The sequence below is a fragment of the Mesorhizobium sp. B2-3-14 genome (genome assembly GCF_006442175.1).
GTDB lineage: Bacteria > Pseudomonadota > Alphaproteobacteria > Rhizobiales > Rhizobiaceae > Mesorhizobium > Mesorhizobium australicum.
Window position 1 is genome coordinate 689,387 of sequence record NZ_VFVP01000002.1, and the last position, 10,885, is coordinate 700,271.

The following is a 10,885-nucleotide window of genomic DNA, read 5'->3' on the forward strand; positions in this document are numbered from 1 at the left end:
CTTCGACAAGCAGCAGGATTTGACCTCACTCTGGTCCTACGCAGCCTTTTTGCGGGTGTCGAACACATGGTCGACGATGCCCCAGGCCTGGGCCTCGCGGGCGGTCATGAAATGGTCGCGGTCGAGCGTGCGCTCGACGTCTTCATAGCTGCGGCCGCAATGCTGGGCGTAGAGTTCGGTCATGTGGCGTTTGGTCTGGCCGATGCGTTCGGCGTGCCGCTGGATGTCGGAAGCCTGGCCCTGGAAGCCGCCCAGCGGCTGATGTAGCAGGATGGTGGCGTTGGGTAGTGCGATGCGGCGCCCGGCGGTGCCCGCCATCAGCAGGAACGATCCCATCGACGCGGCAAAGCCCATGCATACGGTCGACACCGGGCAGCTGATATACTGCATCGTGTCGTAGATGGCGAAGCCGCTGGTCACCATGCCGCCGGGCGAGTTGATGTAGAGCGAGATCTCCTTCTCGGGATTGTCCGACTCCAGCGACAAAAGCTGCGCGCAGACCAGCGCCGAGACGTCATCGTTAATCTCCCCGTTGACGAAGACGATGCGCTCGCGCAGCAGCCGCGAAAAAATGTCGAATGCGCGTTCGCCGCGGCTCGATTGCTCGATTACCATCGGCACAAGACTGGCAACACCGCCCATTTTTCTGTCTCCAATTTTCCGTGTTCAAGCCGCGTGCAGCAGCAGAAGGCGTGGGGTGTTCGCGGCTATAGGCGTGCCGGTCCCGTGCAGCGAAAGCCGGCAGCCTGCCCCCGCCATGGCCACGGCCGGCATCGCCTTGCGAGCAAAGCCGTCATGGACGATGCGCAGATGCGTGCCGCCGGAAACGGTTCGGGCGAGTGTGAAGGTGACGGTGCTGTCGAGTGGGTGCGCGGCATCGTCCGACCGCTCGCGCCAGGAATAGCGCAGCAGGCGTTCGGGCTCGGCATCGAGAATCTCGCATTCGATCGCCGCGTCTTGACCGGCGAAGGCAAAGCGGCTGCCGGTCTGCGGCCTGATGTCGTTGGGCATCATCCAGGCGGCGAGCAGTTCCGGCACGGTCAGCGCCCGCCAAACCTTTTCCGGCGGCTCGGCAAGATCGTATTCGAACTCAATCGCATCGGGAGAGACTTCGCTTTGGCTGTTCATTGATCCATGTCCTTCAAAACCGTCTTCAGCCTTTCGATGCGCTCCGGCCAGAAGGTACGGTAGCGTTCGACCCATGAGAGCAGCGGGGCAAGCCCCTGCGGATCCGCACGATAATAGGCGTTGCGGCCGGCCCGCCGCTCGACCACGAGGCCGGCGCCCCGCAGCACCGCCAGATGCTGCGACACCGCCGGTTGCGACACCGTCAGGCCGCTGCGCAATTCCGACACGCTCATCTCGCTTGTGGCGAGACGCTCAAAGACGGCGCGGCGTGTCGGGTCGGCCAAGGCGCGGAAAATCTCTGCTTCGATCATGACAAAAGCATAAGTCGATACTTATCGATTTGGCAAGCGCTGTTTTGAGACCCATATGCGGCGTTCCGGCATTGCTGCCATTCCTTGACAATTGGCCGCAGTGCATATAGGAACGAAAAGGGAACAAAAACCTTGTGGGAAAAGCCAGCCTTGGCAAGCGGCTGACGTGCGTAGCCTGTAAGGTGCTGCGACAAAAATTTGTTTCGGATAGCGCGGAGAAATATCATGGCGGGTAGCGTCAACAAGGTCATTCTGGTCGGCAATCTCGGCGCTGACCCTGAAATCCGCCGCCTGAACTCGGGCGAGCCGGTCGTCAACATTCGCATCGCGACGTCGGAAAGCTGGCGCGACAAGAATTCCGGCGAGCGCAAGGAAAAGACCGAGTGGCATAACGTCGTCATCTTCAATGAGGGCATCGCCAAGGTGGCGGAGCAGTATCTGAAGAAGGGCATGAAGGTTTATGTCGAGGGCCAGCTGCAGACGCGCAAATGGCAGGACCAGACCGGTGTCGACAAATACACGACCGAAGTCGTGCTGCAGAAATTCCGCGGCGAGTTGCAGATGCTCGATGCGCGTGGCCAGGGTGAGGGCGGTCAGGTTGGCGGCTACAGCGGTGGCGGCAGCAGCCGTGGTTCCGATTTCGGCCAGTCGAGCCCGAACGAAGGGTTCAACCGCGGTGGCGGCAACGCTCCCAGGGGCGGCGGTGGCGGTGGTTCGTCGCGCGAACTGGACGACGAAATTCCGTTCTGATCGAAAGCCGCACCAAATAGCGAATGCCTTTACTTGATATGCCCCGAGGTCCGCATGGACTTTCGGGGTTTTGCATGGTGGTTTTGAGCTGACGTTGGCGCGATCAGAGACGTAAGAGGACTGGCGATGAAGGCACGGGTAAAATGGGTCGAGGAGCGCACCTTCGTCGGCGAGTCCAGCAGCGGCCACAAGGTCGTGCTGGGCACGGCGTCAGGCCCGGAAGGCAAGACGCCGGGACCGAGCCCGATGGAACTGGTGCTGATCGGCACCGGCGGCTGCTCGGCCTATGATGTCGTCCATATCCTCGAAAAGGGGCGCGAGGCCGTCGAGGATTGCGTGGTCGAGCTCGATTCCGACCGCTCCGAAACCGATCCCAAAGTGTTCACCCGCATCCATATGCATTTCATCGTCAAGGGCCGGGCGCTGTCCAGCGACAAGGTCAAGCGGGCAATCGACCTTTCGATCGAAAAATACTGCTCGGCCTCCGCCATGATGGCCAAGACCGCGACGATTACCCACGACTTTGAAGTCATCGATACGACCGCAGAATAAGCGGCCTACGAGGCCATCAGCGCCTTGATGCCATCTGCCACGAACTGCACGGCCAGTGCCGCCAGGATAACCCCGAGCAGGCGGGTCAGGATCGAGCGGCCGGTCTGGCCGAGGATGCGGTCGATGCGTTCCGACAGCACGAATACCAGATAGGTTATGACGAGGCAGACAAGAATGATGCCGACCAGGGCCGCCTGCGCCGCAAAACCCTGAAACGAGCCTGAGAGCAGCACCGTCGCTGAAATCGCGCCGGGGCCGGCGACCAGCGGGATCGCCAGGGGGAAGGCGGCGATGTTGTGGATCATGTCCTTGGTGATGGCGACGTCGCCGATCTTTTCCTTGCGGTCCTGCCGGCGCTCGAACACCATTTCAAAGGCGATGAAGAACAGCAGGAATCCGCCGGCGACACGGAACGCCGGCAAGGTGATGCCGAACACCGACAGGATCGATGCGCCGGCCACCGCAAACAGCGCCATCACCAGAAAACCGATGACCGAGGCGCGCACGGAAACCTGGCTGCGCTCCTCGCGGTTCATGCCGCGCGTCACGGCGAGGAACAGAGGCGCCAGCCCAGGCGGATCGATGGTCACGAGAATGGTGACGAAGGCATTGAACAGGCTGTCGAAACTCGGCATCGCTGACCCTCCCGCCGGGCCAAGCCCGTACCCACATTGGTAGAGCAAAGCCCGGTCGGTGGGAACAGTCAGAACCGCAGGTTAGGCGGCAGCGCCGCAATAGGCCTCCAGGCGATAGCCGTCCGGATCGACAACGAAGGCCGCGTAATAGTTCTCGCCATAGTCGGCGCGCAGGCCCGGTCCGCCATTGTCGCTGCCGCCTCGCGCAACGCCCCGGCATGAAAGGCACCGACGCTATCCCGTGTCGGCGCGGCGAAGCAGAAATGCAGGCCGGATCTTTCGTCCGCCGGCACCGGGCGCGCCGCCTCGTTGACCCACAGCGCGACAGCCTGGGGCGCGACAGCCTGGACACCATAGCCGAGCGAACCCGGCGATTGGCTGACGCAAGTGAAGCCGAGCGGCCTCAGCGCGGTATCGTAGAAACGTTTGGAGGCAGTGACGTCGCGAACGCCGATCGAGATATGATCGAACATGGTTTTCTCCATTGTCACAAAGGGTTGTGGTGTCATCTTTCAGATTGACGATGCGCCAGGAACTCGACTTCGAGGTGCCAGTCGGCGCCGTCATGCGAGCGCTCGCCGAGCCATCGGAAGGAATTCTCGGTGATGCGCGAAAAGCTCCAGCGTACCGAGGAACCAGTGCCGTCGGCGCCGACCTGCACGATCGTGCCGCCTTCGGCGCGGCCGAGCTGACGGCTGAAATACTGGTTGCGCGGGTCGCTCCAGAAGATGTGCCAGGCATCGATTCCGGGGTCATAGACCCGCAGCGTCGTGCCGTAAAAGGTCCATTTGCCAAGCGATGGCGAGGGGCCGGCGTCACGCGCGGGCAGGATCCAGACGTCCTGGATGGCGCGGCCTTCCAGCGCCCAGCCGAAGTGCACCTCGCCGCGTCCGGTCAGCACCGTGCCGTCCTCGAGATGGCGCGCGGCGTCAAACGTCCAGGCACCGACGAAGCGGCCGTAAAGGTTCAGTTTTTCGGCAAGCCCTTCGATCGGTCCGGGACTGTGCAAGGCTTCGGCAAATGTGGATTGGTCGGGCATGGCTGCGATCTCTTCTTGTCAGGAGACCGCGAGCAATAGGTGCCGCCGGGGTTTTGGGCTTGGGAAAAATTGCTATATTTCAGCCATGACGGCGACCGCGAACACCCTTGCATCCGGACCTGGCTGGCACGTGGCGGATGTGATCTGCACGGCTAGCGCCGGCGATCGGCCGTTCGAGGAAGTCCATCGGGATTTTTGCGTCGCGGCGGTTACCAGTGGCACCTTCCGCTATCGCGCACAGCAAGGCACCGCAATGCTCGCGCCAGGCAGCCTCCTGCTTGGCAATTCCGGCACATGCTACGAATGCGGGCACGAGCATGGCAGCGGCGACCGTTGCCTCTCCTTCCATTTCGGGCCGGCCTATATGGACCGGATCGTCGCCGACGTACCGGGCGCTGGGAAGCTCACCTTCGAGACGCCTCGCCTGCCGCCGTTACCCGCCATCGCACCGCTGCTGGCCGAGGCGGAAGCCGCGCGCGACATGGCCGACGCAGGCGCCTTCGAGGAACTTGCCCTGCGCATCGCCGGTGCCGCCGTGGCGACAATCTCAGGCGCAAGGCATGCCAGTCGCGATCCAAGCCGCCGCGATCAGAAAAGGGTTGCCGAGGCGGTGAGGCGGATCGAACTGGATGCCGACGGACCGGTCTCGCTTCCAGCGTTGGCGGATGAGACCGCGACCAGTCCCTATCATTTCCTGCGCACCTTCCGGCAGGTCGCCGGCATGACGCCCTATCAGTACCTGCTCAGGACCCGATTGCATCGCGCGGCGGTGCGATTGCGCACGTCCAACGATGCCATCTCGGCGATTGCTTTCGAGGCCGGCTTCAACGATCTGTCGACCTTCAATCGCCGGTTTCGGCGGGTCATGGGCGAGACGCCTGGCCGGTGTCGGTCCGGGCGCGTTGGCAGCCGCTGAAAAGTTGCCACGAGGTCCAACTGATCGCGCTCGCGGCGTTCGTCTGGGGAAAACGGTCCATTGCCGGCTTTTGCCTTGGTGGCGGCGAAAGCGCCTTGGCCATATCGTCGCAATCAGTGGTATCCACTTGAAATTACCACCAAAATTGACACTGGAAAAGTGCCGCGGACATTGGAGTTTCGGCCTCGCTTCCTATATAAGCAGCGAGTGATTCCTGATTAGATTGTGATCCGATTTGACCGACCAGAAGACACCGCGCGGCACAGACGGCGGCCCCAGCGGCATCGAGCCGATATCCATCATCGAGGAGATGCAGCGCTCCTATCTCGATTACGCCATGAGCGTGATCGTCAGCCGTGCGCTGCCCGATGTGCGCGACGGCCTGAAGCCGGTGCACCGTCGCATCCTCTATGCCGCCCATGAGAGCGGCTACCACTGGAACCGCAAATATGTGAAATCGGCGCGCCCCGTAGCCGACGTGATGGGTAAATACCATCCGCATGGCGACGCCTCGATCTATGACGCCCTGGTGCGCATGGCGCAGGATTGGTCGTTGCGCGTGCCGCTGATCGACGGGCAGGGCAATTTCGGTTCGATCGACGGCGATCCGCCGGCGGCGATGCGCTACACCGAATCGCGCCTGACCAAGGTCGCGCACGAGCTGTTGGAGGACATCGACAAGGATACCGTCGATTTCCAGGACACTTATGATGCTTCGGACACCGAGCCGAAGGTTCTGCCGGCGCGCTTTCCCAATCTGCTGGTCAACGGTTCGGGCGGCATTGCCGTCGGCATGGCCACCAACATTCCGCCGCACAATCTCGGTGAAGTCTGCAACGCCGCTATTGCCGTCATCGACAATCCGGCGATCGACCTGCCGGCGCTGATGGAGATCATTCCGGGCCCCGATTTTCCGACCGGCGGCATCGTGCTTGGCCGTTCCGGCATCTACAGCGCCTATTCCACCGGCCGCGGCTCCATCGTCATGCGTGGCAAGGTCAACATCGAACAGCGCGGCAATGACCGCGAATCGATCATCATCACCGAGGTTCCCTACCAGGTGAACAAGGCCTCGATGATCGAGAAGATGGCCGAACTGGTGCGCGACAAGCGCATCGAGGGCATTTCCGACATCCGCGACGAAAGCGACCGCCAGGGCTATCGCGTCGTCATCGAGCTCAAGCGTGACGCCGTTGCCGACGTCGTCCTCAATCAGCTCTACCGGTTCACGCCTCTGCAGACCTCTTTCGGCGCCAATATGGTGGCTCTGAACGGCGGCAAACCGGAGCTGCTGAACCTGACCGACATGCTGAAGGCGTTCGTCACCTTCCGCGAGGAGGTGATCAGCCGGCGGACGAAGTTCCTGCTGCGCAAGGCGCGGGACCGCGCCCATGTGCTGGTTGGCCTGGCCATCGCCGTCGCCAACATCGACGAGGTCATCAAGCTGATCCGCACCGCGCCGGACCCGCAGACGGCGCGCGAGCAATTGATGGAGCGGCGCTGGCCCTCGGGTGACGTTGAATCGCTGATCCTCCTGATCGACGATCCGCGCCATCGTATCAACGAGGACGGCACCTACAATCTGTCCGAGGAACAGGCGCGCGCTATCCTCGAACTGCGCCTGCAGCGCCTGACCGCGCTTGGCCGCGACGAAATCGCCGATGAGTTGAATACGATCGGCGACGAGATCAAGGACTACCTCGACATTCTGTCGTCGCGCGCGCGCATCCAGCAGATCGTCAAGGACGAGCTCGCCGCCGTGCGCGACGAATTCGGCACGCCACGCCGCACCGAGCTCACCGATGGCGGCGCGGACATGGAAGACGAGGATCTGATCCAGCGCGAGGACATGGTCGTGACGGTGAGCCATTCCGGCTACATCAAGCGCGTGCCGCTGTCGCTCTATCGGGCGCAGCGCCGCGGCGGCAAGGGCCGCTCCGGCATGTCGACCAAGGAAGAGGATTTCGTCACCCGGCTGTTCGTGGCCAACACCCACACGCCGGTGCTGTTCTTCTCCTCGCGCGGCATCGTCTACAAGGAAAAGGTCTGGCGGCTGCCGATCGGCAACCCGCAGTCACGCGGCAAGGCGCTGATCAACATGCTGCCGCTGGAGCAGGGCGAGCGCATCACCACCATCATGCCGCTGCCCGAGGACGAGACGAGCTGGGGCGATCTCGACGTGATGTTCGCCACGACGCGCGGCACCGTGCGCCGCAACAAATTGTCCGACTTCGTCCAGGTCAATCGCAACGGCAAGATCGCCATGAAGCTGGAGGAGGAGGGCGACGAAATTCTCGGCGTCGAGACCTGCACCGACAATGACGACGTGCTTCTGACGGCGAATTCGGGCCAGTGCATTCGCTTCTCCGTCGGCGACGTGCGCGTCTTCCAGAGCCGCAATTCCGTCGGCGTTCGCGGCATAACCATGGCTGAAACCGACCGCATCATCTCCATGTCGGTGATCGAGCATGTCAATGCTTCACCGGCGGAACGCGCCGCTTACCTCAAGCGGGCGGCGTCGGAGCGGCGGCTTGCCGCCGAGACAGCCGGAGAGGAAGAAGAGATCGCGCTCACCAATGAGGAGATCGGCGAGGAGACCGAGCTTCCAGACGACCGCTACGAATTCCTCAAGGCGCATGAGCAGTACGTGCTGACGGTGACTGAATATGGATACGGCAAGCGCTCGTCGTCCTACGATTTCCGCCTGACCGGCCGCGGCGGCAAGGGCATCCGTGCCACCGACGTGTCCAAGGCAGCCGAAATCGGCCAGCTGGTGGCAACCTTCCCGGTCGGCAATGACGATCAGATCATGCTGGTGTCGGATGGCGGCACCGTCATCCGGGTACCCGTCAACGGCATCCGTTTCGCTAGCCGCGCCACCAAGGGCGTGACCATCTTCAACACGGCTGAAGGTGAGAAGGTGGTTTCGGTCGAGCGGATTTCGGAGCCGCAATCGGACGAGGAAGTGGAAGAGGCCGTCGAGGGTGGCGCGGGGCCGGATTCGAATGACAGCGGTCCGGACAACGCCGAATAGTTCCTGGTACGTTTGACATAGCAACGCCGGCCTGTCGGCCGGCGCGGCAGCGTTGCGGACTGTCTTAGTAGTGGCGATACGGCTTGCGCAGGCCAAAGCCTTCGAAGCGCTTGGTGGTGGCCTTGACGCGGATGCGCTGTGCTTCCTGATGCAGCCCGAATACTGTGGCGATCAGCATGGCGACGGTCATTGCGGTGGCGAGCATGTAGATCAGCATGTGCGTGTTCTCCTGCGCCTTACAACGGAGATATGGGACTTTGGTTTCATCTTATTAAGGGTGCAGCCTAGTGAACGCTGCGTGAAGGCTTCGTGATCAGCGTGTTCATCTGTCGTTCATGTGCCGGAAAAGGTTCATGGGCCGCCTGCCAATCGGATTTGCCTTTGTGATAGAGGCTCGCTAGAAGCTCCGACATGACCGAACGCATCGCCCTTTATGCCGGCTCCTTCGACCCGCTGACCAACGGCCATCTCGATGTGCTGAAAGCTTCGCTGGCCGTTGCCGACATTGTTTATGCCGCGATCGGCATTCATCCGGGCAAGAAGCCGCTGTTTTCGTTCGAGGATCGGGTGCAGTTGATCGAAGCCGCCGCGAAGGCCGAATTCGGCCGCGACGGCGCCCGCATCAAGGTGGTTGCCTTCGATGGGCTGGTGATCGATGCGGCCAGGAGAGAAGGCGCCTCGATCATGATCCGCGGTCTGCGCGACGGCACCGACCTCGACTACGAAATGCAGATGGCCGGCATGAACGAAACCATGGCGCCTGAATTGCAGACGGTTTTCCTGCCCGCCAGCCCGTCGGTGCGCACCATTACCGCCACACTTGTGCGCCAGATAGCCTCAATGGGCGGCGACATCCGCCCCTTCGTGCCGGCGGCCGTGGCCGGCGCGCTCACCGCAAAATTCGCGAAATAAGCTCGGAGAACCCTCATGCAGCTCAAAAGGCTCGCCTCATTCCTTGTTGTGCTCGCCGGTCTCGTGACCGCATCGGTCTCGGCCTATGCCGCAGATCCGGAAAACACGATGATCATCACGCTGAAAGATGGCGACGTGACCATCGCGCTGCGCCCCGATCTGGCGCCCAAGCATGTCGCGCAGATCAAGAAGCTGGTGCGTGACCATGCCTACGACAATGTCGCATTCCACCGTGTCATCGATGGCTTCATGGCGCAGACCGGCGATGTCAAGTTCGGCAATATGAATAAGGGTTTCAATGCCCAGGCCGTCGGCACCGGCGGCTCCGACCTGCCCGACCTGCCTGCCGAGTTCTCGCAGGCCGAGCATTACAAGCGCGGCGTGGTCGGCATGGCCCGTTCGCAGGATCCGAACTCCGCCAATTCGCAGTTCTTCATCATGTTCGCACCGGCGCCGCCGCTCGATGGCCAGTATACGATTGTCGGCAATGTCGTCAGCGGCATGGACCTGGTGGACAAGATCAAGAAGGGCGACGAGGCGGACAATGGCACGGTCACCGATCCCGACCGGATGATCAAAGTGCGCATCGCCGCCGACAAATAGTTTCATTTTTACAAAAGGATATCTGACATGGCTGAGATCAAGGACCGCGAGAACGCGCTCATCATGGAAACGACCAAGGGCAAGGTCGTCATCGAACTGTTTCCCGATTTGGCTCCTGGCCATGTCGCCCGCATCAAGGAATTGGCGCGTGAAGGCGCCTATGACGGCGTCGTCTTCCACCGCGTCATCGAAGGCTTCATGGCGCAGACCGGCGACGTGAAATTCGGCAATTCCAGCAAGCCCAGCTTCGCGCCGTCTCGCGCCGGCATGGGCGGCTCGGAAAAGCCTGACCTGAAGGCCGAGTTCTCCAACGCAAACCACGGCCGCGGCACCTGCTCGATGGCTCGTTCGCAGAACCCGAACTCGGCCAATTCGCAGTTCTTCATCTGCTTCGACGACGCCGCGTTCCTCAACCGCCAGTACACGGTCTGGGGCCAGGTCATCGAGGGCATGGACAATGTCGACAAGATCAAGCGCGGCGAGCCGGTGCAGGATCCCGACAAGATCGTGTCCCTAAAGGTCGCGGCCGACGTCAAGTAAGGACAAACGACAATGATGGGCGTCGTCTGGTCGCTTCTCGGCATCCTGTCCGGCGCCTTCATTGCCATCCAGGCGCCGATCAATTCGCAGCTTGCGCGCGGCTTGGGTCTCCCGGTCGCGGCGGCAGCGTTTTCGTTCCTGTCGGGCGCGGTCGTGCTTGGCATCATCTCCGTCACGGTGGTGAAGCTGCAAGGCATCTCGCTCGACTGGAAGGCGCCCGCGCCCTGGTTGTTTGTCGCCGGCGGCATGCTTGGCGGCTTCTATGTCACGCTTTCGACGATCCTGACGCCGCGCATCGGCGCGGCCGCCCTGATGGCGTTCCTGGTGGCCGGCCAGCTGCTCGCGGGTATGCTCATCGACCGCGTCGGCTTCCTTGGGGTCGCCGTGCGTGAAATCTCGCTCGGCCGCGTCGCCGGCGCGGTGCTTCTGCTGGCCGGAGCGCTGCTCGTTCGGCTGTTTTGAGTC

Annotated in this window: 14 protein-coding genes and 1 pseudogene; 8 read left to right on the top strand and 7 right to left on the bottom strand. The window is 62.3% G+C overall.

All coding sequences use genetic code 11. The features are described from left to right. Nucleotides 1–36 precede the first annotated feature (36 nt). The 3 genes from FJ950_RS07955 to FJ950_RS07965 are packed head-to-tail and all read right to left on the bottom strand — an operon-like array spanning nt 37 to nt 1,439. Entirely contained in the window at nt 37–642 is a 606-nt protein-coding gene (locus tag FJ950_RS07955; RefSeq protein WP_015317707.1) for an ATP-dependent Clp protease proteolytic subunit, read from the bottom strand. Nucleotides 643–666: 24 nt separating this feature from the next. Further along, on the bottom strand, nt 667–1,128 hold the full coding sequence (locus tag FJ950_RS07960; RefSeq protein WP_140616308.1) for an SRPBCC domain-containing protein: 462 nt from the start codon (nt 1,126–1,128) through the stop codon (nt 667–669). Next, nucleotides 1,125–1,439, bottom strand: a complete 315-nt coding sequence (locus tag FJ950_RS07965; protein WP_140616310.1) for a metalloregulator ArsR/SmtB family transcription factor — start codon at nt 1,437–1,439, stop codon at nt 1,125–1,127. Before FJ950_RS07965 ends, FJ950_RS07960 begins: the two co-directional genes overlap by 4 nt. 225 nt (nt 1,440–1,664) lie before the next feature. Here FJ950_RS07965 and FJ950_RS07970 point away from each other — a divergent pair, with 225 nt between their 5' ends. Together FJ950_RS07970 and FJ950_RS07975 are read left to right on the top strand one after the other, a co-directional pair. After that, complete coding sequence (locus FJ950_RS07970; RefSeq protein WP_140616312.1) at nt 1,665–2,189, top strand: single-stranded DNA-binding protein; 525 nt, start codon at nt 1,665–1,667, stop codon at nt 2,187–2,189. Between the two features lie 126 nt (nt 2,190–2,315). Next, nucleotides 2,316–2,741 (top strand): OsmC family protein, encoded by a 426-nt coding sequence (locus FJ950_RS07975; RefSeq protein WP_140616314.1) that lies wholly within the window; start codon nt 2,316–2,318, stop codon nt 2,739–2,741. Nucleotides 2,742–2,746: 5 nt separating this feature from the next. On the opposite strand, the gene FJ950_RS07980 is transcribed toward FJ950_RS07975, so the two are convergent. The 3 genes and pseudogenes from FJ950_RS07980 to FJ950_RS07990 all read right to left on the bottom strand — a co-directional run bounded on the left by FJ950_RS07980 (nt 2,747) and on the right by FJ950_RS07990 (nt 4,415). Further along, nucleotides 2,747–3,376: a MarC family protein gene (locus FJ950_RS07980; protein ID WP_140616316.1), complete on the bottom strand. Its 630-nt coding sequence runs from the start codon at nt 3,374–3,376 to the stop codon at nt 2,747–2,749. Between the two features lie 81 nt (nt 3,377–3,457). Then, nucleotides 3,458–3,849, bottom strand: a pseudogene (locus FJ950_RS07985) (VOC family protein). 32 nt (nt 3,850–3,881) lie between these two features. After that, entirely contained in the window at nt 3,882–4,415 is a 534-nt protein-coding gene (locus FJ950_RS07990; protein ID WP_140616318.1) for a hypothetical protein, read from the bottom strand. An 85-nt stretch (nt 4,416–4,500) separates the two neighbouring features. Between FJ950_RS07990 and FJ950_RS07995 the strand changes: the two genes are divergently transcribed. Next, nucleotides 4,501–5,331, top strand: a complete 831-nt coding sequence (locus FJ950_RS07995; RefSeq protein ID WP_140616320.1) for an AraC family transcriptional regulator — start codon at nt 4,501–4,503, stop codon at nt 5,329–5,331. Nucleotides 5,332–5,566: 235 nt separating this feature from the next. After that, the gene (gyrA, locus tag FJ950_RS08000) at nt 5,567–8,365 is read left to right on the top strand and encodes a DNA gyrase subunit A (RefSeq protein WP_140616322.1); all 2,799 of its coding nucleotides are present in this window, start codon (nt 5,567–5,569) and stop codon (nt 8,363–8,365) included. A 64-nt stretch (nt 8,366–8,429) separates the two neighbouring features. Here gyrA and FJ950_RS08005 read toward each other — a convergent pair whose 3' ends face one another. Continuing rightward, nucleotides 8,430–8,582 (bottom strand): hypothetical protein, encoded by a 153-nt coding sequence (locus FJ950_RS08005; RefSeq protein ID WP_015317717.1) that lies wholly within the window; start codon nt 8,580–8,582, stop codon nt 8,430–8,432. A 194-nt stretch (nt 8,583–8,776) separates the two neighbouring features. Here FJ950_RS08005 and coaD point away from each other — a divergent pair, with 194 nt between their 5' ends. The 4 genes from coaD to FJ950_RS08025 are packed head-to-tail and all read left to right on the top strand — an operon-like array spanning nt 8,777 to nt 10,882. Continuing rightward, entirely contained in the window at nt 8,777–9,277 is a 501-nt protein-coding gene (gene coaD, locus FJ950_RS08010) for a pantetheine-phosphate adenylyltransferase (RefSeq protein WP_015317718.1), read from the top strand. Between the two features lie 15 nt (nt 9,278–9,292). After that, nucleotides 9,293–9,880, top strand: coding sequence for a peptidylprolyl isomerase (locus tag FJ950_RS08015; RefSeq protein ID WP_140616324.1), 588 nt, complete (start codon nt 9,293–9,295; stop codon nt 9,878–9,880). A 27-nt stretch (nt 9,881–9,907) separates the two neighbouring features. Then, nucleotides 9,908–10,420 (top strand): peptidylprolyl isomerase, encoded by a 513-nt coding sequence (locus FJ950_RS08020; RefSeq protein ID WP_015317720.1) that lies wholly within the window; start codon nt 9,908–9,910, stop codon nt 10,418–10,420. Between the two features lie 12 nt (nt 10,421–10,432). Next, nucleotides 10,433–10,882, top strand: a complete 450-nt coding sequence (locus tag FJ950_RS08025) for a DMT family transporter (protein WP_023773870.1) — start codon at nt 10,433–10,435, stop codon at nt 10,880–10,882. Nucleotides 10,883–10,885: the final 3 nt, after the last annotated feature.